This window comes from Mesorhizobium sp. CU3 (genome assembly GCF_006442965.1).
Taxonomy (GTDB): Bacteria; Pseudomonadota; Alphaproteobacteria; order Rhizobiales; family Rhizobiaceae; genus Mesorhizobium.
Window position 1 is genome coordinate 257,532 of the sequence record NZ_VFWX01000003.1, and the last position, 24,164, is coordinate 281,695.

Sequence of the window (24,164 nt, forward strand, 5' to 3'; positions counted from 1 at the left end):
TCAGCTGCAACGCAGCCGCTCCCGCGCAAGCCCGATGCGGCGCGGCCGGCTCGCGGCGAAGATCAACTTCTTGAGCCAACTTCGGCATATCACCTCGCAACACATTGGAAAAAAACGATTATGCTAGTCGCCAATAAGGCGTATGGCAGCCCGAGATGTTTTGCAGGCATGAACTATTGCAATAATTTGTACATCTTTATTGACAGGCGACTCCCACCAGGTTTATGAAAAATCCTCGATCGCGTGGCTGTCCATGCGATAGTTGTTTCACGGCGCGGAGAATTGCCATGAGGTCCGTGGGGAGCGCGATTTCCCGGCGCAACATGATGCTGCTATCCTCGCCGTACGCCTCTCCTAGGAGGGGTGGCGCCCGGTGAGCACATTCAACATCTGGCTGGGTATTCTTCAGGGGCTGGGTACCACCGCGCAGGTCACGGCTTATGGCCTGGTTTTTGCGGTTCCCTTCGCGCTCGTCTTCGGCGTCGCGCAGTTCCTGACCACCGGCATGACGCGCTTTCTGGTGACCGCCATTATCGAATTCTGGCGCAGCTCAGCCGTTGTCGTCCTGCTTTTCGTCTTCTACTACGTGCTGCCGGTCATGGGGATCACGCTATCGGCCCTGACCGTCAGCGCATTGGTGCTCGGCCTGAACACTGGTGGCTACGCCAGCCAGGCGGTCCGCGCCGGGCTGCAGTCCCTTCCCGCCGGCCAACGCGAGGCAGGCATGGCGCTCGGCCTCTCGCGCCTGGCAATTCTGCTCCTGATCGAGCTACCGCAAGCGCTGATCGCCATGGGCCCGACCTTCATCAACAACCTTATCCAGCTGGTCAAGGCGACGTCCCTTGTCTCGCTGGTGACGCTGACAGACATGACCTTCCGCGCCAAGGAAATCGCGCAGACCAACTACGACCCGGTCGCGATCTATTCGGCGCTGCTGCTCGCGTTCTTCGTCGTCTGTTATCCGATCGCGCTCGCCGGCCGCTGGCTCGAGGCGCGGATACAATCCTGAAAGAGGAGCGCCGCGTGGGATTCAATCTCGATTTCGCACTGTCGACCATCCCGACCATCATGGAGGCGCTCGGGACCACCCTCCTCGCAACTGTCTTGAGTTGCCTGGGTGCTTCTGCGCTCGGCTTCACGTTGGAGATGATCCGACGCGGGGGCGGTGCGCCCGGCCTCGCCGTCCGCTTCCTGATCGATTTCATCCGCTCGACGCCTGTGCTGGCCTGGCTCTATTTCCTCTATTTCGTCATGCCCTTCTACGGGATCCGGCTCGGCGCCATGACGGTCGGCATATTGGGACTGAGCCTGTACTACAGCGGTTACCTGGCGGAGGTGTTCAAAGCGGGCATCGATGCGATTCCGAAGGGCCAGCAGGAAGCAGCGCGAGCCTTGTCGCTCAACCGCCGCGACACGGTCGTTTTCGTCATCGCGCCGCAGATGTTGCGCAACGTCGCCGCGCCGCTCGGCAACTACCTTGTTTCGATCCTCAAGGCGACGCCCTACCTCGCGATCCTGGCCGTCCCCGAAATGCTGGGACGCGCGTTCGACATCGCCTCCGAGACCTATCGTTACGCCGAGCCGCTGACGGTCGCCGGCATTCTGTTTCTTGGCCTGGCGCTGATCGTTGCCTATGGCGTGAAGCGCGTCGAGCAGCGCCTCCTTGCGGCGGGACGTCGCTGATGCTCGCTCAAGCCCCACATCCACTCTCGGCAGACCAAAGCATGCCTCATGTCAGGATCCACGGTCTCAACAAGTGGTTCGGCGCGGTGCACGTCCTGAAAGACATCGACCTGACGATAAGAGCTGGCGCACGCATCGTCGTTTGCGGACCGTCCGGCTCCGGCAAATCGACCCTGATCCGCTGCATCAACGGGCTCGAGGCCTTCCAGAAGGGAAAGATCGAATACGAAGCGACAAGCTTGGGAAAAAACACCCGCGAGACCGCAAAAGCGCGCCGGCAGACAGGCATGGTGTTCCAGGGTTTCAATCTCTTTCCGCACCTGACCGTGCTCGCCAACTGCACGCTGGCGCTGCGCCGGGTTCTCCTGAAACCGGCACGAGAGGCTGAGGAAATCGCCATGCGGCATCTGACAGCGGTGCGCATCCCCGAAAAGGCGAAGGCCTACCCGGCTCAGCTCTCGGGCGGCCAACAGCAAAGAGTGGCCATCGCACGCGCCCTTTGCCTCAATCCCCGCGTCATGCTGTTCGACGAACCCACTTCGGCGCTCGATCCGGAAATGATCAAGGAAGTCCTCGACGTCATGATCGCGCTCGCGAGAACCGGCGTGACCATGGTCTGCGTGACGCATGAAATGGGTTTCGCACGCGAAGTCGCGGACGAGATCGTTTTCATGGACGAAGGCCGCATCGTCGAGCAGGCCTCTTCCAAGGGCTTTTTCTCTGGGACCGCTCACCCACGCGCCCGATTGTTCCTGGATACTGTCCTGAGACATTGAACGGATGCGTCGGTCCCGCCAGCCATCGGCGCGCGGGTGCGCGTTGCCGCATCGCCGAGCAGGTTACCACTCGGGCGCGAACGCGTAGCCGGCCGAGCGGACCGTTCGGATCACATCGCTTCCCACGGATGCGCGAAGCCTCTTGCGCAACCTGGCTATATGAACGTCGACGCCCCGTATGTCGGTCGCGGCGGCATGTTCGGGCCATGCGCTCGCGACGAGTTCCTCGCGGCTGAAAACCTTGCCAGGCTGCGCAAGAAGGCTGCGCAAGAGCTTGAACTCGATCGGAGGCATCGCGATTTCTTTTTGCTTGAAGAATGCCCGGTGGGTCTGTCGCTCCAGCCGGAAATCCCCCTGAACCAGCTCGCCCGATTCCGTTTCGCGCGACCGCTTCGCAAGGCCCGCTTTGCCATGCAGCCAGGCCAGAAGCTGTTCGGGGGCGAACGGCCGCGAAAATATCTCGTCGACGCCAGCCTTGATCAGGTCCAGATGCAGCTTGCCCGAATGCGGCGCAACCAGACTTACGATCGGCGTGCCATTGGTGGCGGCGGTCGACTTCAACCAAGCGCATTGCTTGACCGCTGCGCGGTCGCCTGGATGGCAGTCGACGATTACGGCAAGCGGGCCTGCCGCGGCGATGGCACGTGCGATCTCCCGGTCTGCGGTGATCAGCTGTGTTTCGAAACCAGCCACCGAAAGTATATGCCCGAAAACCAGGAAAAAATCCGGTTCCTTCGAGGAGATCAGGACCAGCGGCTTCATGAGTCCATCGACCGGGTTCGACACATCATAGGGCTGACTACCGCGCAAATGGGCGCGATGACAATATACCCTGAGGGTCACAGCCCGGCGGGCTTCCCGCAAGTGCCCGGTTATGAGCCTAGATTTATTCGGCGAGTATCGGGCCACTGATGCCGTAAGCGCGGCGCGTCAGTTCGACAGCATCGGGCGTAACATCTATCAGCAGCGCGATGATGTCGCCGTCGGGATGTTCGAGAACGTCGCCGAGCTCGGTCAGTGTCCAGCCAAGCGCGCGCAGGCGTTTTGGCCAGAATGTCTCGCACACCACGCTGATCTGTCGGATGCCCAGGCTTTGCGCGGTCTCGAGAAGGCCGCAAAGAACGAAGCCCGCCACCGGCGATGAGCCACCCGGGGTGCGAAGCGATGGGATGATGAAAAAGCGCGTCCATTCGAAAATGTCGGCCGCTCTCGGAGGGCTGCCACCGGCGAGAACCGGAAACACTTCGCTCATAAGATGCGGCTGCAGCGTCGGAACGAGGCGAGATCCGCCAACGACTTTTCCATTGGTGTCAAGCGCCAGAACATAAAGCGCGTGCTCGTTGTCGAAGGCGTCGATCTCGACGTTGATGGGACGCGCGACGGCGCGCCATCGTCTCTGCTTGACGTAGATGTCGTATCGTATCCGAAAATAGCGCTCCAGAACCTTCCTGTAGTGCTTCCTGTTATCCCAAGTGACCAAATGCATGTGAACCATGACGCCTCCATGCGGAGGTCGTAGGAAAACGGATTTGCCGTACGTATGACGGTATTCAGGTATTGCTAAATCTGGATTTCTTGCCGTCGCAGCGCCTTGACGATTGCGTGCGCGACATTGATCGCGTCGAGCTTCCCTCGAATGTTTCGCTGATGGCTTTCGACCGTATTCCTGGTAACGCCGAGGATACAGGCAATGTCATCGGTGTTTTTGCCCTGCGCGCTCCATTCTAGGAGTTCGCGCTCGCGCGCCGTCAAGGGCGTCGGCTCATCGCTATCGCTGGGCGTACCCCGCCCCGCGAGACTGCGAAACGTATGCACGCAAAGGGTCTCGATGAAGGGCATGGCGCTTGGCGGGACTTCGATTCGGTCGCCCGCCGCGGTGACGACACTGGGACCTGCCAGCGGCACATGAATGGGGACGCAGATGCCTTCCTTCATCCCGAACTCGGCGGCCTCGTCCATGACAAGTTGCGCGCGTGCGACGAGCTTTGCCGCAGGAAGCTCACGCCACAGAAAAGGCTCCGGCGAGTGCCGGCATTGTGCAACGCAAGGATCGTGCAAAAAGTGATCTTGCAACACGTAGCGACGATACCACTCGGGGGGCCAACCATCGCCCAGGATCTCACGCTGCCAGTCCGCGTCATGCGGCACCGGCAGGCCCGTGATCAGAAAACTGCGCAATCCATAGCGTGCCAGGGCCGAGCGGAACTCCTGAAGGATTGCATCGGCCGATCGCGCGGCCTCGATCCTCACGATCGCCGCGAAGAGATCAAGAACAACTTCCTTCTCCATTGGCAGACCTCGACTACAGCCAGGCCCTACCCGCGCGACAACCTATGAGTGTCCAGACCCCACCTTCAATAGGCAGAACTCCGAATGTACACTGAAGGAGTCAATCCCCTATCACAAAGACGAGATAAGTGAAAATCGCATCAGTACTGCGTTCACCAAGATTTGGTTTCAGTCGGCCGACTTGGGCGCGGCCTGTTTCGTCACCCGAATAGCTTGCCGGTTTGCCGCGTTTGTCGAGACCAACTCTTTCGGCTCGACATTCAATGCCTTGGCCAGGATTTCGACTGTGTCCAGCGTGGCGTTGCGTCGTCCGGCTTCGACGCTGCTGATATAAGCCCGCGACCGGCCCGAAACGAAGGACAACTGCTCCTGGGAGAGGTTTCTCTCCCTCCGAAGCCGCTGCACGTTCAGACCGAAAACGCCGCGAAGTTTCATCCCCTCACGGATGCTACGACGCTCACTTTAGTGCGACACACTATAGTGCACATTCCGCATTGACAGCGGGGCTGTTGGCTGTTTGAAACAACCAGCGATTTCATCGTTTCCTGGGTAAGGAATAGCCATGGCGAGCCGGCCGTTTCGCGACCTCGCGCAGGACATGTCCGCGCATCCATCAGGCGAGCAAAACCGACCCGGCACGGACACAAGCCGGCCACTGGGATTCGCCTGCATTCGATGCAGCACTTCCTACCCAGCGGATGTCACCATCGACTCAAAAGGATGCGCGCGGTGTCGGGAAATCGCGCCGGCAAATCTTCGGCCGGTCTATGCAACCCCGCAGCTCCTCGCCCTCGCCGGCGCGACCAGCTCGCGCTCGCTATGGCGCTTTGCACATATGCTGCCTTGCACGGAATCGGAGGCGGTAAGCCTCGGCGAGGGTCTGACACCTTTGCTTGCTGCGCCGCGTATCGGCGCGTTCCTCGGCGTTCCGAACCTTGCAATCAAGGACGAGGGCCGAAACCCGACATGGTCACACAAGGACCGTTTCTCGACCGTCGCCGTCAGCGTGGCGCGCGCGAATGGCGCCAGGATCGTCGCGACCGCCTCTTCAGGCAACGCCGGCGCCTCGCTGGCAGCCTACGCTGCCCGAGCCGGGTTGAAATGCGTCGTCACCACTTTCGCGGGCTCCGCCGGCGCGATGCTGGCGCAGATCCGCAAATATGGCGCGACCGTCCTGCCCTTGGCCAGCAAGATGGATCGATGGTCGCTGCTCGAACAGGCGGCGGCCCGCTACGACTGGTTCATCGCCTCGCCTTATCACGGTCCGGTCGTCGGCAGCCATCCACTCGGCATCGAGGGTTACAAGACGATCGCCTACGAGATCGTCGAGCAATCGGATGGCGCGGCGCCGGATTGGTGCGTCCTGCCGGTTTGCTATGGCGATGCGTTGTCCGGCGTGTGGGCGGGCTTTTGCGAGCTGTTCGCGCAAGGGGCGATCGCGCGCCTGCCGCGTCTGGTCGCGGCGGAGGTGCATGGCTCATTGGCGGAAGCACTGGCCAGCGGCGCCGATTCTTTGAGTGAACGCAAGATGCTCTTCGACAGCATTGCCGTATCCATCGGCACGCCGCGCAGCACCTTCCAGGCGCTGAAGGCTCTGCGCGAATCCGGCGGGCACGCCGTTCCCGTCAACAATCACGGTCTGATCGCGATGCAGGAACGCCTTGCCCGCGAAGAAGGGATCTTTGCCGAGCTGGCCTCGGTCACGCCGCTGATCGCGATATCGAAATTGAAGAACCAAGGTATCGTCCGTGGCTCCGACCGGGTCGTGGCCGTCGTGACCGCCAGCGGTCTCAAGGACCTTGATCGGTCCGCTGGCTCGAACGAACACGATCAGATCTTCGAGACGACGGGCGACGCCTGGCGCTGGCTCGACCAGAGCGGGCTGGACCTCGCGTCATAGATTTTCCGCCGCGCCGACGGCCGATGGCACCTCACCTGCGGCTTGGGCTTTCAGCACATCGTCGAGACTGCGACGCAACCAGAGAAAACGCGTCCATTGCGTCTCCGCGGCCGGTGCAATGGTCGTCAACGTCCTCGGCTCGGATATTTCCTTGCAGGGCCAGCCAGGCAGCCCGCCGAGCCATTCGTTATTGTAGACGGTCTCGACATGGCGATGGCCTTCGTCAGGCATGATGACCGCCACCTGCGCGTCCGGAAGCGTCGTTGCTACCCAGCGCGCCACCAAGGCGGCGGCGCCGCTGGTCGGACCCATGAAGAGACCGTGCTCGCGCAGCAAACGGTGCGCGGTCCTATAGGCCGGATAAGCGCCAACCCAGTGAATCTCGTCGACAAGCTGATGCCTGACGTTCTTCGGCAGAACGCTGTTGCCCAGACCCCGCAGCATGCGCTTGCCGACAGGCTGCCCGAACAAAATGCTGCGATGGGTATCGACGGCAAACACCGTCAGATGCGGAAAGACAGATCGCAAGAAGGAAGCGGTGCCGCATAGCGAGCCGCCGGTGCCGACGCAGCCGACCAGGCAGTCAACCTTGCCCAATGCCCGGATGAAAAGTTCGGCCAGCCGTGCATAGGCGAGCCAGTTACCCGGACTGTCGTATTGGCGGGTCCAAAACCCGTCCGGCTCCTTGACCAGGATTTCCTGGAGGCGCTCAAGCCGGCCAGGCTGGTTGCCGTCGCCGCGCGGGTCGTCGAGTGCGATGACCGTGGCGCCGATGCGCTCCAGACGGGCTTTGTACCTGGCATCGATCAGTGTCGAAGCGGTAACGAGTGTCAGGCGATAGCCGCGCGCCGCCGCGAGGAGCGCCACCGCCATGCCGAATGTGCCGGACGTCGTCTCGACAATATGTGAACCTGCCTTCAATTCGCCATTCGCGGCTGCGCGATCCAGGATGAAGCGGGCCGGCATCAGTTTCATCAACGGAAAGGCGGCGGCCACCAGATTCGGCGCCAGGCGCGCAAGGCGCGGGGTCTCAAGGTCCCTGAAATAGTCCACGTCGAACGTCACCATGTCCAGCCCTCCGCATTGACCAGATGAACTTCGACATCCTTGAAGCCGGCGCGCCTTATCTGCTGCGCGACAAGTGCTGCCCGTCGCTTCAGATTCGATGCGAAAAGATCGAAGATCAGGCCGAGTAAGGAGCCGCTATGCGCGACCTGAACCCCGCACGCCCCGGCGCGCCGGGCGATTTCGGCAACCTCCTCGAAGCCGTGTTTGGGCAAGTGTCGTTGACTGATCACTGCACTGGCAGAGGCGGCGCGTCCGAGGAGATAGGGATCCTGAAGGCGAACCGCGCGCGCGACCATCGCACGAAGCACGCCGAATTCCTGGATCTCGGCGCTGTCATAGCGCGCAGGCGGCAGTTGCAATGTGTCGACCGGGATACCGCCGTTCGCCTTGCAGCCGATCAGAAGCAGCGGCGGCAGCGAGCCGCCGAAATTCTCGATCACCGTGCCTTCCCGCTGCGCGAACAGCACTGCATGCTCGTCGAAGGCGATCGCGTCGCTGGCGCGCTCGGCGGCAACGGCCAGACGTGCGATGCTCGAGGGCCGCAAAGGGATGTCGACCGCCGCGGCGACAGCGCGAATGGAAGCGACGACGTCAGCCGTCGATGACCCGTAGCCGTGCCCTACGGGAATTGCGCTTTCAAGTGTCAGCTCGCCGCCGCCAGCGACGTTCAGGAAATCAAGCGTGAGGCGCGCGGCCGCCGACGCTTTGGCCTTATGATCAGGGTGGACGACGACCGCGTCGCCGTCGCTCCTGGCAAAGCTCGCCTCCGATCGCAAGCCGGTAATCGGCAGCGTCACGAGCCCGCGATGGAGGCGCCCGTCATTATCTTTGAAGACGCCCTGGATGAGTTCGCCGTGATGCGCGATCGCCATCGCCGTCCCAACCGACGATCGCAACGCTGCACGGCTCATGAGATTGCCGGCCTCGGCCATTTCCACCTCCCCCACGCTTTCTCGCTAAGCGGGAAGATGGCGCCGACGATCGGCAGGGACCCTCAAGGAATTCCGGTATTGACAACCAGACTGCGATCCCGCGGCGTCACGAGTTCGACCTCGGCAAGGCAATCCGCTTACGCGGCCACAACCCCCAGATGCCTGATCGGCCTGCCGCCGGAGATCGTCTGCGCCGCGCGTGCAATACCCTGAGCATCGATGCCGTAGTGCCGATATAGATCGGCAATCGTGCCGGTTTGCCCGAAATGTTCGACACCAAGCGCTCGGGTGCGGTGGCCATGTACCGATCCCATCCACGCCAGCGTTGCAGGATGCCCGTCCACCACCGTGATCAAAGTGCAATGCGCCGGCACCTGCTCGAGCAGGCGCTCGATATGGCCTCTTGCCTGGACCAGGCCGCGCTCCCGCGCGCGCTGGGCCGCAGTCCATCCGGCGTTGAGCCGATCGGCCGAGGTAACGGCGAGCAGGCCGACATCGCGCCTGTCCTCGCCCATCAGGCCGACCGCCTCGATCGCCTCCGGAGCGACGGCGCCGGTATAGACCACCACAACCTCCGCGTTCGGGCCGGGCGCGCGCATCCAGTAGCCGCCATTGACAATGTCCTGGGAGAGCTGCGGTCCGATCTTGCGGTTGAGCTGTTCGATCGAGCGCGTGGAAAGCCTGAGATAGACCGAACCGCCCATGGCGTCCCGCAGCCAGGTCACTTCGTTGGGCTCGGTCTCCCCCGAGCGCTGCATATAATCGAAGGAGAACCGCATGATCGTTGCGAGTTCGTCGACGAAAGCCGGTTCGAAAGTCGCCAGCCCGTCCTGCGCCATGCCGATCAGCGGCGTCGCGATCGACTGGTGGGCGCCGCCTTCCGGCGCCAGCGTTACGCCCGAAGGTGTCGCGACGACGATGAAGCGGGCGTCCTGGTAGCAGGCGTAGTTCAAAGCATCGAGCCCTCGCTCGATGAACGGATCATAGAGCGTTCCGACCGGCAGCAGGCGCTCGCCGAAGACCGAGTGGGACAGGCCTAGCGCCGAAAGCATGATGAAGAGATTCATTTCGGCGATGCCGAGTTCGATGTGCTGGCCCTTGGGCGAGAAATCCCAGTTGAAGGTGGACGGGATGCGCTCTTTGCGGAAAAGGTCCGCCATCTCGCTGCGCGCAAACAGCCCGCGGCGATTGACCCAGGCGCCGAGATTGGTCGACACCGTGACGTCCGGCGAGGTCGTGACGACGCGCCGCGCGAATTCGCTATCCTGTTTGCCGATCTCGTGCATCACAAGGCCGAAGCCTTGCTGCGTCGACATCTGCGCCTGAAGAGGCACATTCAACTCCGCCGGCACATCGACATGCCCCGATGCGTAGCGCCTTCTGCCCGTGACGTTGAACGGCGCATTGCGAACAAAGTCGGCAAGACGCGAGGCCTGGGAAAGGCCTTCGAACGGCTCCCACTCCTTGCCGGGCCGCACGCCGTGCGCGGCCCGCAACGCCTCGACCTGCGCCGTCGTCATCAGCCCGGCATGATTGTCCTTATGGCCCGCGAGCGGCAGGCCGAAGCCCTTGATGGTGTAGGCAATGAAGCAGACCGGCCGGTCATGCGTTCGCGCCTTTTCGAAGGCATCGGTCAGCGTCGCCAGGTCGTGGCCGCCCAGATTGGTCATCAGCCGCGTCAGCTCCTGGTCGCTGCGGGTTTCGATGAGCCTGGACACGGCGCTCTGGTCGCCGATGTCGTCGAGCAGGCGCTTTCTCCAGGCCGCGCCGCCCTGATAGGTCAGCGCGGAATAAAGCTGGTTTGAACAGCCTTCGATCCACTGCCTGAGCGCCTCGCCGCCCGGTTCTGAGAAGGCTGCTTGCAGAAGGTGGCCATATTTGACGACCACGACGTCCCAGCCGAAATTCCTGAACAGCGACTCGAACCGTTCCCACAAGCCTTCGCGCACGACGGCGTCGAGGCTTTGCCGGTTATAGTCGACGATCCACCACGTATTGCGCAGGCCTTGCTTCCATCCTTCGAGGAGCGCCTCGAAGATATTGCCCTCATCCATCTCGGCATCGCCGATCAGGGCAATCATCTTTCCGTGCGGCAGAGAAGCGGCCAGTTCCTTGGTGTGCAGGTAATCCTGGACAAGCGAGGCAAACAGCGTCTGGGCAACCCCGAGCCCGACGGAGCCGGTCGAGAAGTCGACGTCGTCGGCGTCCTTGGTACGCGACGGATAGGATTGCGCGCCCTTGTAGCCGCGAAAATTCTGCAGGTTTTCGCGGCTCTGATTGCCGAACAAATATTGGATCGCATGGAAGACCGGGCTGGCATGCGGCTTGACCGCCACCCTGTCTTCGGGGCGCAGGATCGAGAAGTAGAGCGCTGTCATGATCGTCGCCAGCGACGCCGACGACGACTGGTGGCCGCCGACCTTCAGCCCGTCCTCGTTGGCGCGGATGTGATTGGCGTTGTGGATGGTCCAGGTCGACAACCACAGCACCTTCTTCTCCAGCGCTGCCAGCAGTTCCAACTCTTCTCTGTCCATGATCGCTGTCCTCATTGAGACCATCACGACCGTACAGGATCGCCAGAAGCGATTTCGCTCAATTTGAGCTGTTTTGTGAACCTGATTTAGCTATAAGGGCCAAGAATTTGCCGAATTGGGCCCAAGCATGTCAAAATCTCCGATCGACGACATCGACCGAAAAATCCTGACCATCCTCCAGTCCAACGCCCACGCGACGAGCGAGCAATTGAGCGAGGAAGTGGGATTATCGCCCTCCCCATGCGCCCGCAGGGTCCGCAATTTGGAAGCGACCGGGGTGATAATGAGCTATGTGGCCGTCGTCGACCAGGTCAAAGTCGGGTTGCCGATCAGCGTCTTTGCGTCGATCAAGCTCGAGCGCCAGCGGGAGGAGGAACTGGATCGGTTCGCCAAGGCGGTCCAGCGCTGGCCGGAGATCGTCGAATGCTACCTGATGACGGGCCAGCGGGACTATCTCTTGCGCATCGTCGTCAAGGATCTGGAGGCCTACGAAGCCTTCCTGAAACGCACCCTCACCCGTCTGGAAGGCGTCGCCTCGATTGAATCGAGCTTTGCGCTGGGACAGGTCAAGCATGCCCAACCGCTGCCGATAGAATAGGTCGCTGCCGCGTGGCGCGGCGTATGGCATGTCCGAGAAGATGCACGTGACGGCCCCTGCTTAAGGCACTACGCTCGCCACGATCGAGGCGTCGAGCGCCTCGTAGCCGTTAAGGTCGATGGTCGCATAGAGCTCCGCCCGCGTTTGCATGGCCTCGACCATGTTCTGCGTGCCGCCGTCGCGCCTGATGGCGGCATAGAGCTTTTCCTGGGCCTTGTTGGCAACCCGCAACGATGACACCGGCCAGATCACCATATGATAGCCCATCTCCTCGAACTCTTTCACGGTGAAGAAGGGCGTGCGGCCGAATTCCGTCATGTTGGCCAGCAGCGGAACGCCCGGGATGCGCGCCGCAAACGCACGCAACATCTCGGCCGTCGTCAATGCCTCCGGAAAGATCGCATCGGCGCCGGCCGCCATATAGAGCTTCGCCCTGGCCACCGCGCCGTCCAGGCCTTCGCTTGCGGCGGCATCGGTGCGCGCGATCAGGTAGAGATGCCGCCGCGCCTTCGCGGCCGCCGCCACCTTGGCGGCCATATCATGCGCGTCGGCCAGCTTCTTGTCGTTGAGGTGGCCGCATTTCTTGGGCAGGAGCTGATCCTCGATATGCACCGCGCCCGCGCCGGCATCCTCGAAGGTCCGCACCATGTGCATGACGTTGAGCGCTTCGCCGTAGCCGGTGTCGCCGTCGACGAGCAGTGGCAAGTCTGAGGCGCGAACGATCTGGCGGATGAAGAAGGCGACCTCATCGACCGTAATGATGCCAAGATCGGGAATACCCATCGAGGCGGTCATGGCAGCGCCAGACAGGTAGAGTCCGTCAAAACCCGCTGACTTCGCCTGCAACGCGGCCATGCCATTGTGGGCGCCGGGGAGTTGCAGAATCCCTCCACGTTCGAGCAGCGCCCGAAAACGCTCGCCGGCCGGCGTCACCGGAAGAGCGGAAGCTGAAAGGTACGACATGGTCTTCCTCAAGCAGCCTCATGGACGGCATATGCATCTCCGCGCCGCTCAATCGGAATGAATTGGAGATTGTCGGGGCCGACATAGTTCGCGGATGGACGGATGATCTTGTTGTCCTGCCTCTGTTCGATGATGTGCGCGGCCCAGCCTGAGCTGCGGGCAATGACGAACAGCGGCGTGAACATCGCGGTCGGCACACCCATAAGGTGGTAGGAGACGGCGCTGAACCAGTCGAGATTGGCGAACATCTTCCTCGTTTCGGCCATCGTCGCCTCGATGCGCTTGGCGATATCGAACATCCTGCTCGAACCTGTCCCGACCGACAGCGAATGGGCCACCTTCTTGATCACCTCGTTGCGCGGATCGGACATCGTATAGACCGGGTGGCCGAAGCCGATGACGACCTCCTTCGCCTCGATGCGGCGACGGATGTCCGCCTCCGCCTCATCCGCATCGGCATAGCGCTTCTGGATCTCGAAGGCGAACTCGTTCGCGCCGCCATGCCTGGGGCCGCGCAAGGCGCCGATCGCGCCGGTCATCGAAGAGTAGAAGTCGGAGCCGGTGCTCGCGATCGTGCGCGCGGCAAAGGTCGACGCATTGAATTCATGTTCGGCATAGAGGATGAGCGACACATGCATCGCCTTCACATGGGCCGCCTTCGGTGGAATTCCATGAAGCAGGTGAAGGAAGTGGCCGCCGATCGAATCGTCGTCGGTCTCGACCTCGATGCGCCGGCCGTTCAGGGCGAAGTGATGCCAGTAGAGCAGCATCGAGCCGAGCGAGGCTGTCAGCCGGTCGGCGATGTCGCGCGCGCCGGCATGGCCGTGTTCCCGGGCTTCCGGCAACACGCAGCCGAGGGCGGACACGCCGGAGCGCAGCACGTCCATGGGATGGGTCGCGGCGGGTAGCAGTTCGAGCACCTGTCTCACGGCTTGCGGCAGCCCGCGAAGCGCTTTGAGCTTCGCCTTGTAGCGGCCGAGCTCGGCCACGGTCGGCAGCGTTCCATGCACCAGGAGATGAGCTATCTCCTCGAATTCGCAGGCGTCGGCGACATCGAGAATATCGTAGCCGCGATAATGCAGATCATTGCCGGTCCGCCCGACCGTGCAAAGGGCCGTGTTGCCGGCCACGACGCCGGAGAGCGCGACGGATTTCTTGGGTGCGGTCATCTCGTCCTCCCTCAACCACGCTTCCAGTCGAAAATACCGCGCGTCGCCCGCTCGCCGAGCCTTGCCGGATCGACGGCGAATGTGAGCCCGGCAAGTTCGTCCGGCCGCAGTGCCGGCAGTCGCTCGACCGCGGCGATGAAGCGTTCCTGCTCGGCGGCCGTCACGATGCACTCGGCAAGGGTACAGAACTTGCCGATATAGTCCGCCCGTGCAAAAGGACGCGCGCCAAGCGGATGCGCATCGGCAATCGCCAGTTCGTCCTCGATGACCCTGCCATTTTCGAGCGTGACGACAACGCGCCCGCCGAACGCCTTCTCGCGCGGATCGTGGCTGTGGTAGCGCCGCGTCCAGATCGGGTCTTCAACAGTCCGGATCTTGTGCCAGAGCGCAATCGTTTCGGGGTGGTTCGCGCGCTCCGGCATGTAGGAGCCCTCATGGTGCCAGCCGCGATCCTCCAGCGCGACGGCGAAAATGTACATGATCGAATGATCGAGCGTTTCGCGGCTCGATCCTGGATCCAGTTTTTGCGGATCGTTGGCGCCGGTGCCGATCACGTGGTGGGTGTGATGGCTGGTCTGGATGACGATATCGCTGACCAGGGAGAGATCGCCGATCCTTGGGCTCATGCGGCGCGCGAGGTCGATCAGGGCCTGGCTCTGATATTCGGCCGAATGCTCCTTGGTGTAGGTGTCCATGATCGCCCGCTTCGGTTGACCCTTCGCCGGCAGGGGCACTGTGTATTGCGCCGCCGGGCCCGAAAGCAGCCAGGCGATGAAGCCATCCTCGCCCTCCCAGGCCGGCGATGGCGCGCGTTCGCCACGCATGACGCGGTCGACTGCTTCCACGGCCATCTTGCCGGCGAAGGCTGGCGCATAAGCCTTCCAGCTCGAGATCTCGCCCTTGCGCGACTGCCGCGTCGTGGTCGTCACATGCAGCGCCTGCTGCACGGCCTGATAGATGGTTTCGACCGGCAGGCCGAGCGCCGTTCCGATGCCGGCCGCGGCCGCCGGGCCGAGATGCGCGATGTGGTCGATCTTGTGTTCGTGGAGGCAGATGCCCTTCACCAGATCGACCTGGATTTCGTAGCCGGTGGCGATGCCCTTCGCCAGTTGCGCTCCCGACAGGCCGCAATGCTGCGCCACGGCGAGGATCGCCGGGATGTTGTCTGCGGGATGAGAATAGTCGGCGGCTAGGAAGGTGTCGTGAAAATCGAGCTCGCGCACGGCGACGCCATTTGCCCAGGCGGCCCATTCTGGCGAGACCCGATTACCTGAAGCCAGACCGAACACCGTTGCTCCCGGCGCAAGCGGATGGGCCATTGCCTGCGCCCTGGCGCTCGCCACGGGATGACGGGCGAGCGAAGCGGCAGCCACGGCCGCGTTGTCGATGATGCGATTGCCGATCATTTCAACGACATCGTCGTCCAGCGGGACGTCGTCGGCCGCGACCTCCGCGATTTTCCAGGCAAGCTGGTCTTCCCGGGCCAGCTTCTCGGCGGACTTGTAGGTGCGGACGTTATGCGAATTCACGGGACGGTATTCCTCGGCTGGGTTTCACGAGGGCTATCTAGGCGGTTCACGTGGCCAGCCGGAATGCTTGAAAAGGCGCGGATGTGTAAGTTATGAATTTGCAAAATGCATTTTGCGAAAGTGCGAACATGGCTCTGCCAAAGCTCTATCTCGGCCGCAAGATCCGCGAGCTTCGCCAGTCCATCGGGCTGACGCAGCTTCAGTTTGCCGAGCGGCTTGGCATTTCGACCAGCTATCTCAACCAGATCGAAAACAATCAGCGCCCGGTTTCCGCTTCCGTCCTGCTGGCTTTGGCGGACAAGTTTCAGATCGACCTGGCCGAGCTCTCGCAAGGCGAGGGAGACAGGCTGCTGTCGGCGTTGATTGAAGCCCTGGCCGATCCGCTGTTCGAAGGCTATGCGCCCAATTTGCAGGAAATGAAGTTGATCGCCGGGAACGCTCCCGGGCTGGCAAAGGCGCTGATCTCTTGCCACCAGGCTTATCGCCGAAGCAGCGAGCAGTTGGCCTCCTTCGACGCCTCTGCGGCGCACGCCGCGGCCGAGCCGTCACCTTATGAGGAAGTGCGCGACTTCTTCCATTTCGTCGACAACTACATCCACGACCTGGACACAGCGGCCGAGCGGCTGGCCGCCAAGATCGGCATTGCCGATCGCGAGACCGGCGCTGCCTTGAGCCAACATCTCGAGCGCGAGCATGGCGTCCGCATCGCCCGCGCCACGGAGCCGGACCTCATTCGGCGCTTCGATCCCATGGCAAAGGTGCTCTATCTCAACCCCTATCTGCCGGCAGCGACCCGCAACTTCCAGATCGCCTTCCAGGTCGCCGAGATCGAAGCCGGCGACGAGGCCGATCGCATCGCAGGCCGGGCGGATTTCCGTTCGCCCGGCGCTTTCGAGATATGCAGGGTCGGTCTTTGCAACTATTTCGCCGGCGCGCTGACGCTGCCCTACCAGAGGTTCCTTTCGGCCGCCAAGGAACTGCGTCATGATCTTGAACTGCTCGCCGCGCGCTTCGGCGCCTCCATCGAGCAGGTAGCCCATCGGCTGAGCACGTTGCAGCGGCCGGGCTCGAAGGGCGTGCCCGTCTTCTTTGCCCGCATCGACCGCGCGGGCAACATCACCAAGCGCCACAGCGCGGCCAAGCTGCAATTTGCGCGGTTTGGCGGCGCCTGTCCGCTTTGGAATGTACACCAGGCCTTTGAAAGCCCCGGCCGCTTCCTCCGCCAGCTCGCCGAAACCCCCGACGGCGTGCGCTATTTGTCGGTGGCGACCGAACTCACCAAATCTGGCGGCGGCTTCAACGCCGCACGGCGTCGCTACGCCATCGCACTCGGCTGCGAGATTGCCCATGCCGGCGACTTCGTCTATGCCGACGGGCTCGACATAACCAGTCGCGCCGGCTTCGATCCGATCGGGATTTCGTGCCGGATCTGCATTCGCTCGGATTGCGTCCATCGGTCCGTGCCACCCCTGACGCACAAGATCACCGTCGACCGGCAGCGTCGCGAGGCCGTGCCCTACCAGATCGCCTGAGCACGCCAAGTGCCGGCCGGACGACGAAACGGCGGACTCGCGCGTTCGATCCCTTTGCCGTGACATAATCCTGGACTGGCAGGAGGACAGGGGCTTGGCCAGCTCAAGCGCTCCAACAGCTTGCCCGTCTGATCGGCCGGGATTCTCCGGCGTTCATCGTGGCCACTTCTGCAGCGAGGTCGGGGCACCCGCGTTGACCCAATGGCAGCCGAACAGGCGTATTCGCCTCGTTGCCGCGAGTGAGAGCCTCTCAACTACTTGATTGCAATATTAAGTACATATTTTGTACATCTATATTGACGAACCGGTACTTTCGACCTTAGCGTCGCGTGGCTGCGGCGGAACGCCTGCGCGCAACTCAATCCCATGGGAGGATTACACCGATGAAATTTCGAGCCCGCTCGGCCGCCATTGGCCTTGCATGCATCGCCTATGCTGCACTTGTCGGAACCGTGCTGCCGGCAACGGCGGAAACCACAAAGGAACGCGTCTTGAAGGAAGGCCGGATCGTCATCGGCATCCATAACCGTGCGCCATGGGGCTACAAGAAGGAGGGAACTGGCGAGTTGCTCGGCTGGCACCCGGATCTCCTGAGAGCCGCGTTCGCCGGTCTCGGCGTCAAGCAGGTCGACTTCGAGGTCACTGAATTTGGTGCCTTGATCCCGGGCCTGATGGCCGGCCGCTTCGATGCCGTGGCATCCGGCTTGTCGATAACGCCAGCGCGTTGCAAGCAGGTCGCCTTCGGCGCTCCCGACCTGAGGTCCGACGACGCGGCGATCGTGCTTGCCGGTAACCCCAAGGCGATACACAGCTATGGGGATCTCGCCAAAAAGTCCGACGTGATCATGGGCGGCGGCCGCGGCAGCAACGTCATTCAGAATGCCATCACCGAGGGCGTTCCGCAGGACCGAATCCTGCAGTTTCCCGATATCGAAACCAACATCGCGGCATTGCGCGCCGGCCGCATCGACGCCGCGGTGTTCTCTTCCCCGACGGTGATCGGGCTGCTCAGCGGAAACAAGAGCCCCGACCTTGAGCGCGCCAGCCCGTTCACGACGAGCGAGACGTCGATCAGCTACATCGCCATCGCGTTCAGGAAGGACGATAGCGATCTGCGCGACCTCTATAATCAGGGTCTGGCGAAGGTCATGGCGAACGGCACGATCGCCACCATCATGGCGAAGTACGGATTTGGCGCGACGGAGAACGTGCCGCCAGGATTGACGACGTCGCAACTGTGCGGAGCCGCCAACTGACCAAGCAGGGCGCGCCGACAGAGGGGGTGGTGCCGGGCCAATGGGGGCGGCGCCTTCCATCCACCGATACGCACTGCAGATCAGTGCCGCTCCGCATCGCTGGGCGGCACGACGTCTTCGGGGATTTCCTGCCGCAAGGCTGGTCCCTTCGCCAGCCGCCTGCCAAGCGCGGATATGAAGGCCTCGTAGCGCTCGCTCGCCTTGGCGCGCGCCGCCTGGGCCATCGGCTCCGGCAAGGCAGGCGTGGTCGCGAGCCAGAAGCGGACGAACACCGCCAGCGTTTCAATCGCGATGCCGACGTCGCGCTCCAGTCGAGCGATCCGGCGGTCGATCCGGTCGAGGCGTCTGGAGATCGCCGCCTCGCGATGCGCGTCGGCATCGGGCGAGAGGAACGACGCGATCGCCGCTTCGGCGACGAGCGATTGTGAGTGATCGCGCCGGGCAGCATATTCGAGCAGCGCCGCCATCACGGCAGGATCGAGATAGACGGAAATCTGCACCTTTTTCTTTCGTGCCGTCACAGCCGTCACAGCTCCATGCCATCGTCGGGATCGAGCGCGATCTGGCGCGCCACGCCCCGCACGATGCGAGCCATCCGGTTGCTGCTTGCAGCGAGGTCATCCGTCTCGTCAGGCGCGTCGATCTCGAATTCGTTGATGAGCGGCGGCTCGGCCACAATCGGGGGATCGAGCTCGGGCTGACGCCGCAGCTCGGACTCGGTCGATTCCTGCCGGGTGACCGAACCGCAGGTCGCGACAGCCGTCCCGGACAGCGGTAGTGGCAGAGGAAGCGCGGTCCAATCATCAGGTTTCGGATCGGTCCGCTCCTTGGGAGCGGGAGGCGGCATGATGCGCTCTCGCAGGCGCGGGTCTTCGAAATAGCGCGCCTTCTTCGCCCGGATCGGTGGCGTGCCGGCCAGCATGACGATCTCGTCGCCAGCCGGCAGCTGCATGACCTCTCCGGGCGTCAGCAAGGGCCGCGCCGTCTCCGAGCGTGAAACCATGAGATGCCCGAGCCAAGGCGAGAGCCGGTGACCGGCATAGTTCTTCATCGCCTTCAGCTCGGTTGCCGTACCAAGCGCGTCGGAGACTCGTTTGGCGGTGCGCTCGTCATTTGTCGCGAAACTGACGCGCACATGGCAGTTATCGAGAATCGAATTGTTCGGCCCGTAGGCCTTCTCGATCTGATTGAGAGACTGAGCGATCAGGAAGCTCTTCAGCCCATAGCCGGCCATGAAAGCGAGCGCGGATTCGAAGAAATCGAGCCGTCCGAGCGCCGGAAACTCATCCAGCATCAGAAGCAATCGATGGCGATCCGCCCTCCCCTGCAGATCCTCGGTCAAGCGGCGGCCGATCTGGTTGAGAATGAGACGGATCAGTGGCTTGGTGCGACTGATGTCGGAGGGTGGAATAACGAGATAAAGCGTCGCCGGATGAGAATCGGCGACCAGATCGGCGATGCGCCAGTCGCAGGCGCGGGTCACCTCGGCAACCACCGGATCGCGATAAAGTCCAAGAAAGGACATCGCCGTCGAGAGTACGCCGGAGCGTTCGTTGTCGGACTTGTTCAACAACTCACGGGCCGCGCTGGCGATGACCGGGTGCGGACCGCCCTCCCCCAGATGCGGCGTTGTCATCATCGTTGCCAGGGTCGATTCGATCGGCCGCCTCGGATCGGACAGGAATGCCGCGACGCCGGCAAGGGTCTTGTCCATTCCGGCATAAAGCACATGCAAGATCGCGCCGACCAGGAGCGCGTGGCTGGTCTTTTCCCAATGGTTGCGCCGTTCAAGCGAGCCTTCGGGATCAACCAGGATATCGGCGATATTCTGCACGTCGCGGACTTCCCATTCCCCGCGGCGAACCTCAAGCAAAGGGTTGTAAGCGTCCGATCTGGCATTTGTCGGATCAAACAGCAGAATCCGGCCGTGGCGGGCACGGAAACCGGCGGTGAGGCGCCAGTTCTCGCCTTTGATGTCATGGACGATCGCAGAGCCAGGCCAGGTAAGCAGAGAAGGCACGACAAGGCCGACGCCCTTTCCCGAACGCGTCGGCGCAAAGCACAGCACATGCTCAGGCCCATCATGGCGAAGGTAGTGAGCCCCATACCGCCCCAGAACCACGCCGTCGCGGCAGAGCAGGCCAGCCGCCTGCACTTCACTCTTGTCTGCCCAGCGGGCGGAGCCGTAGGTCTCGACCTTCTTCGCCTCGCGGGCACGCCACAGCGACATGCCGATCGCCACAGCGATCGCGATGAAGCCGCCCGAGGCGGCGATGAGGCCGCCGCGCGCAAAGATGCCAGACGCATAGGCATCATAGAAATACCACCACCAGAAGATGGCAGGCGGGTAATAGACCGGCATGCCGCCGATGACGAACCAAGGCGTGCCCAGCCCCACCTGATATCCCAGCTGCCACGCCGACCATTGCGTCGATCCCCAGGTCGTGAGGAGGACGATCAGGAAGACAGCGAGGATCTGCCCCCAGAGGACTTTCGTTCCCGACATTCGTATCTCCTCGCGCCGAGAGGCCAGCAAGGTGATGCGAGATTCAACAGCAGGCTCTCACCGATCGCGTTGCGTCGCGCTGTCGGCGAGGAAGACAAAGGATCGGCAGCCCAGCATCCCTGGTGCGCGAGCGCACGCATGCCAGTCAAGCTCTCGTCAGGCTTGAGGGCGAGGACGGCACCGCACCTTGCTTCGATCCGAGAATGGCAGGACAGCGCTTGCTATTGCCTTGGATTGGAACCTGAGTGGCACGCTTCATACGCGATTGCGTATATCCGTCTTCTATACGCATTTGCGTATACCTACATTTATACGCGCGCCGTGACGAAGGCTTCGTAGCGGCTAGAGACCTAGCCCGCGCTTGCGGGCAAAGCTCCAATCGACACCACCGTCGCCGCGAGTGCCGCCGCTGACATGTTGGCCGAGATGCTTCTCGAGCGACGGAGTCCATGGAACGAGCTGGAAACCGAGGCCGTCATCGATCATCGCGAAACGCCCGGACGCAAGCGCAAAGCGCTGCCTGTAGGTGCCCGACACGAACTCGCCTCTACCGGCACGGTTGAATGGCTGACCTGTCTCGGCCGCGAGGCGGGTTCCGAGCGCGTCGAGTTCCCTTTGGCGGAGCGTGTCAATCAAGTTGCCGGCAAAGACGGTCCTACCCGGGCGCTGCTCCGCCAATCCCAGTCCGACCAGATGCCCGGCGCGCCGATCAAGCGCCTGGCGCACCTCGGCGCCGAAGCCGGCATCGGAAAGAACCGCCGCGGGACGGGCGAGCGCCTGCCGGTCGAGCCAGGTCGCTCCCTGTGCAACGACCTGAGCGTCGATGTTGAGATCGCAGCGCACGGCAAGCGCCAGCCGCCGCCGTCCCTGAGCGTCCTCGAATTTGCGCAGCTCAACGATCGAGCCCGGCGCGCCGTCGCCCGCCGCCTCGAGATCGGAGAGCCTCACGTGATGACAGCGGCCGTCGACGCCGTCGATGACCGCGTAGGCCGTGCCCTTGAGTTCGTCATCCAGTCCGCGCTCGATCAGACGGCCGACAATCGTCTGATCAAGGTTCTCCGCGGCCAGCACATAGCAGGTGCTCGCACGCTCGATGTCGCGGGCCGAGAATGCGCGGTGCATGCGCTTGATGATATCGCCGCGCTCACCCATCTGGCGCAGCGTTGCCTCAGCCCTGTCGCTGACAATCCATTGGCCAGGACCGAGCTGCTCGGCAAGGCCAAGCGTTTCCAGCCTGCGCAGCCGCCCGACCTTATGCGCCATGAATTCGTCAAGCTGGCGATCGGCATGCGGCGCGAGATCGATGACGCCGTTGTCGCGCGCGTCCCTAAGCAACTGGCGGTCGAGCCCGGTCCACCGCTCGGCCGCGATCTGACGCTCGACGTGCCGGCCGATTTCGAGATCGGACCGCTGGCCGAGTTCCCGGGTGACGAGGTCGCTGGCGCGATTGCGCATGCCACGGCTGATATAGTCGCGCGAGATCACCAGGTCCTGGCCGTCGTCCGCGCGACCGCGCAGGATCACATGGACATGGGGATTGCCGGTGTTCCAATGATCGACAGCGATCCAATCGAGCGCCGTGCCGAGATCCTTTTGCATGCGACCCATGAGATCACGGGTGAAGGATTTCAGGTCAGCCATCTCGACGGCATCCTCGGGCGAGACGATGAAGCGGAAGTGATGCCGGTCGCCCTCGCAGCGCGCGACGAAGTCCGTGGTCGAGGCTTCGCCGGCTTCCGGTCCGAACATGCGGGCCTTCGCGTCGTCGCGCGTGACGCCCTCGCGCCGCAGATAGTTGAGGTGGGTCGCGAGCGGCGCGCCACGCTTCGAATGGCGAACCACGCGGGTCTTGACGACAACGAAGCGTGAGCGGCCAGCAAGGAAGCGGTTGGCCTGAATGCTCGCCGCCCTCCCGCGTCCGAACTGCGAGCGCTTGCCCGAGCCGATCCCTCCCGGCCGCGACGCGCCGCCACCGGCCCTTTGCGCCGCGGCAAGAGCCTGGGCGACGAAGGGCCGCGACGATTGGGCCCGCGTCGAGCGAATGCGGCCGGGACGGACGCGGAACTCGCGCTCATCGGACATGGTCCGCGCCCACACATTGCCATAAACTCAACGAATACAATGATCTGTCCATCGCCAGCACATTGCGCCCAAGCGCCGTAATGTGCGGAAAGCGGCAAAAAACCCAGCAAATACAACCAACCGACCGCCGCACAATGTGCGCCTTGTATCTTGCCATCTCTCGGTTGCTGCCCTGTACGCTCCGCGCCTCACCAGCTGCAACGTCAAATGAGACGCCAGCGCGCGATCTGACCGAGACTTCCGTCATCACTGCGATGTCCTGACGTCGGACCCAACGAACAGCTGGCGCGGCTGCGAACCGGCCGCGAAAAGTTTGCGCACCAACGGTGACGACGAGACCTCGGCGGAAGCGTCTTGGCCGGACGAAAGACCGAAGGTGCCCAGGGATCCGGAGCGCACGACGAACAGCGATGCGACCCTCCAGGTGACGGCGTTGACATGACCGGCGGCAAGCGCACCGGGTGCATCGGCGCCGCCCCAGAAAGGGCGGAGCATCGCAACATAGGCCCGGGTCTCGGCCGGCAGCGCACGGCCCTTCAATGACGCTTCGTAACGCGCTGGTCCGGCATTGTAGGCGGCCAGAAATCCCGGTGAACCGTATCGATCGTACAGCTCCCGAAGATAGGCCGTGCCGGCAAGGATGTTGTCGCGCGGATCATAGGGATCGCGGCCGAGCTGGTGGCGAAGGCGCAGCTCAGCCCAGGTTCCGGGCATGATCTGCATCAAACCCAAAGCGCCCTTTCGCGACTTGGCGCGCGGATCGCGGGCGCTCTCGAGGTGCATGACTGCCCGTATCCAGTGCTGCGGAACGCGGAAGCGGTGCGACGCCTCGGCGATAGGCGCGGCATAGGGATCATCCGCGGATCTGCCAAAGTCCGGCGCGGATTGTGCGAAGGCCCCCGTCATTGCGTGACAGAAGATCAGCATGCCACCGAGAAAGAAAAGTGCCTCACGTCGACCAAGCCGCCAGCGGACGGGATGGATTTCATTCGCACATGCCGGTCCCGATGGCCCGATCATCGAGCCTGCTCCGGCCGCGATTTCGGCCGGATCCAGCGCAGCGACCAAGAGCCGTCATCGGCTTGGAACAGACCGGCGCGAAATCGCCGGCCAAACAGCGGATCCTCGAAACGGCACGACAGATAGTCGCCAGCCGTCTGTCCGGTTTCCTTCCAGGCCGCGCCGACCTCGGGACCGCTGCCGTCGCCGATGTGAATGCGAAAATCCGGCGCGTTGCCGTCCGACGTCTTGATCGGCACGAGCACCAGCTCGGCATCCACGAGCAACGTTCGCATGCGCCCGGAGTAACCCGATTCAGTTTTGTGGAACACACCGATCTCGGCCATG

Annotated in this window: 22 protein-coding genes; 7 read left to right on the forward strand and 15 right to left on the reverse strand. The window is 62.9% G+C overall.

The genetic code is table 11. The features are described 5' to 3' along the window. Window positions 1–373: 373 nt before the first annotated feature. The 3 genes from FJ988_RS07385 to FJ988_RS07395 are packed head-to-tail and all read left to right on the forward strand — an operon-like array spanning window position 374 to window position 2,459. The gene (locus tag FJ988_RS07385) at window positions 374–1,009 is read left to right on the forward strand and encodes an amino acid ABC transporter permease (RefSeq protein WP_140816084.1); all 636 of its coding nucleotides are present in this window, start codon (window positions 374–376) and stop codon (window positions 1,007–1,009) included. A gap of 14 nt (window positions 1,010–1,023) precedes the next feature. After that, the gene (locus tag FJ988_RS07390; RefSeq protein WP_140816085.1) at window positions 1,024–1,683 is read left to right on the forward strand and encodes an amino acid ABC transporter permease; all 660 of its coding nucleotides are present in this window, start codon (window positions 1,024–1,026) and stop codon (window positions 1,681–1,683) included. After that, complete coding sequence (locus FJ988_RS07395) at window positions 1,683–2,459, forward strand: amino acid ABC transporter ATP-binding protein (RefSeq protein WP_140816086.1); 777 nt, start codon at window positions 1,683–1,685, stop codon at window positions 2,457–2,459. Before FJ988_RS07390 ends, FJ988_RS07395 begins: the two co-directional genes overlap by 1 nt. Window positions 2,460–2,522: 63 nt before the next feature. Here FJ988_RS07395 and FJ988_RS07400 read toward each other — a convergent pair whose 3' ends face one another. The 4 genes from FJ988_RS07400 to FJ988_RS07415 all read right to left on the reverse strand — a co-directional run bounded on the left by FJ988_RS07400 (window position 2,523) and on the right by FJ988_RS07415 (window position 5,183). Further along, window positions 2,523–3,221 (reverse strand): response regulator transcription factor, encoded by a 699-nt coding sequence (locus FJ988_RS07400; RefSeq protein ID WP_140816087.1) that lies wholly within the window; start codon window positions 3,219–3,221, stop codon window positions 2,523–2,525. A gap of 124 nt (window positions 3,222–3,345) precedes the next feature. Beyond that, complete coding sequence (locus FJ988_RS07405; RefSeq protein WP_140816088.1) at window positions 3,346–3,954, reverse strand: acyl-homoserine-lactone synthase; 609 nt, start codon at window positions 3,952–3,954, stop codon at window positions 3,346–3,348. A 65-nt stretch (window positions 3,955–4,019) separates the two neighbouring features. Then, a complete protein-coding gene (locus tag FJ988_RS07410; RefSeq protein WP_140816089.1) occupies window positions 4,020–4,748 on the reverse strand; it encodes a LuxR family transcriptional regulator in 729 nt (242 codons plus the stop codon). Window positions 4,749–4,916: 168 nt separating this feature from the next. Continuing rightward, window positions 4,917–5,183 carry a helix-turn-helix domain-containing protein gene (locus tag FJ988_RS07415; protein ID WP_140816090.1) on the reverse strand — a complete coding sequence of 89 codons (267 nt, stop codon included), beginning with the start codon at window positions 5,181–5,183 and terminating at the stop codon, window positions 4,917–4,919. A gap of 127 nt (window positions 5,184–5,310) precedes the next feature. On the opposite strand from FJ988_RS07415, the gene FJ988_RS07420 reads away from it, so the two are divergent. Then, a complete protein-coding gene (locus tag FJ988_RS07420; RefSeq protein WP_246688458.1) occupies window positions 5,311–6,648 on the forward strand; it encodes a threonine synthase in 1,338 nt (445 codons plus the stop codon). Here FJ988_RS07420 and FJ988_RS07425 read toward each other — a convergent pair. The 3 genes from FJ988_RS07425 to FJ988_RS07435 form a co-directional block, all read right to left on the reverse strand. Then, window positions 6,643–7,716, reverse strand: a complete 1,074-nt coding sequence (locus FJ988_RS07425; protein WP_140816091.1) for a PLP-dependent cysteine synthase family protein — start codon at window positions 7,714–7,716, stop codon at window positions 6,643–6,645. The two genes, FJ988_RS07420 and FJ988_RS07425, sit on opposite strands and share 6 nt — an antisense overlap. After that, window positions 7,710–8,648 (reverse strand): kinase, encoded by a 939-nt coding sequence (locus FJ988_RS07430; protein ID WP_140816092.1) that lies wholly within the window; start codon window positions 8,646–8,648, stop codon window positions 7,710–7,712. Before FJ988_RS07430 ends, FJ988_RS07425 begins: the two co-directional genes overlap by 7 nt. Before the next feature lie 137 nt (window positions 8,649–8,785). Next, a complete protein-coding gene (locus tag FJ988_RS07435) occupies window positions 8,786–11,182 on the reverse strand; it encodes a transketolase (RefSeq protein WP_140816093.1) in 2,397 nt (798 codons plus the stop codon). Window positions 11,183–11,309: 127 nt separating this feature from the next. Here FJ988_RS07435 and FJ988_RS07440 point away from each other — a divergent pair, with 127 nt between their 5' ends. Next, window positions 11,310–11,780: an Lrp/AsnC family transcriptional regulator gene (locus tag FJ988_RS07440; protein WP_140816170.1), complete on the forward strand. Its 471-nt coding sequence runs from the start codon at window positions 11,310–11,312 to the stop codon at window positions 11,778–11,780. Between the two features lie 60 nt (window positions 11,781–11,840). On the opposite strand, the gene prpB is transcribed toward FJ988_RS07440, so the two are convergent. Genes prpB through FJ988_RS07455 form a run of 3 tightly spaced genes read right to left on the reverse strand, consistent with a single transcriptional unit; the run spans window position 11,841 to window position 15,441 of the window. Next, window positions 11,841–12,743: a methylisocitrate lyase gene (gene prpB, locus FJ988_RS07445; RefSeq protein ID WP_140816094.1), complete on the reverse strand. Its 903-nt coding sequence runs from the start codon at window positions 12,741–12,743 to the stop codon at window positions 11,841–11,843. Between the two features lie 8 nt (window positions 12,744–12,751). After that, complete coding sequence (prpC, locus tag FJ988_RS07450; protein WP_140816095.1) at window positions 12,752–13,912, reverse strand: 2-methylcitrate synthase; 1,161 nt, start codon at window positions 13,910–13,912, stop codon at window positions 12,752–12,754. 11 nt (window positions 13,913–13,923) lie between these two features. Next, window positions 13,924–15,441, reverse strand: coding sequence for an MmgE/PrpD family protein (locus tag FJ988_RS07455; protein WP_140816096.1), 1,518 nt, complete (start codon window positions 15,439–15,441; stop codon window positions 13,924–13,926). Window positions 15,442–15,569: 128 nt separating this feature from the next. Between FJ988_RS07455 and FJ988_RS07460 the strand changes: the two genes are divergently transcribed. Together FJ988_RS07460 and ehuB are read left to right on the forward strand one after the other, a co-directional pair. Beyond that, window positions 15,570–16,973, forward strand: a complete 1,404-nt coding sequence (locus tag FJ988_RS07460) for a short-chain fatty acyl-CoA regulator family protein (protein ID WP_140816097.1) — start codon at window positions 15,570–15,572, stop codon at window positions 16,971–16,973. A gap of 329 nt (window positions 16,974–17,302) precedes the next feature. After that, window positions 17,303–18,229, forward strand: coding sequence for an ectoine/hydroxyectoine ABC transporter substrate-binding protein EhuB (gene ehuB, locus FJ988_RS07465; protein WP_246688459.1), 927 nt, complete (start codon window positions 17,303–17,305; stop codon window positions 18,227–18,229). A gap of 80 nt (window positions 18,230–18,309) precedes the next feature. Here the strand turns inward: ehuB and FJ988_RS07470 are convergent, their stop codons facing one another. The 5 genes from FJ988_RS07470 to FJ988_RS07490 form a co-directional block, all read right to left on the reverse strand. Further along, window positions 18,310–18,750 carry a CopG family transcriptional regulator gene (locus FJ988_RS07470; RefSeq protein ID WP_140816172.1) on the reverse strand — a complete coding sequence of 147 codons (441 nt, stop codon included), beginning with the start codon at window positions 18,748–18,750 and terminating at the stop codon, window positions 18,310–18,312. Between the two features lie 5 nt (window positions 18,751–18,755). Then, window positions 18,756–20,735, reverse strand: coding sequence for a conjugal transfer protein TraG (locus FJ988_RS07475; protein WP_140816098.1), 1,980 nt, complete (start codon window positions 20,733–20,735; stop codon window positions 18,756–18,758). A 342-nt stretch (window positions 20,736–21,077) separates the two neighbouring features. After that, window positions 21,078–22,817, reverse strand: coding sequence for a VirD2 family relaxase/mobilization nuclease (locus FJ988_RS07480; protein ID WP_140816099.1), 1,740 nt, complete (start codon window positions 22,815–22,817; stop codon window positions 21,078–21,080). 246 nt (window positions 22,818–23,063) lie between these two features. Then, window positions 23,064–23,837 (reverse strand): lytic transglycosylase domain-containing protein, encoded by a 774-nt coding sequence (locus FJ988_RS07485; protein WP_140816100.1) that lies wholly within the window; start codon window positions 23,835–23,837, stop codon window positions 23,064–23,066. Then, complete coding sequence (locus tag FJ988_RS07490) at window positions 23,834–24,163, reverse strand: DUF736 family protein (protein WP_140816101.1); 330 nt, start codon at window positions 24,161–24,163, stop codon at window positions 23,834–23,836. The genes FJ988_RS07485 and FJ988_RS07490 overlap by 4 nt, the downstream gene beginning before the upstream one ends. Between the last annotated feature and the right edge of the window lies 1 nt (window position 24,164).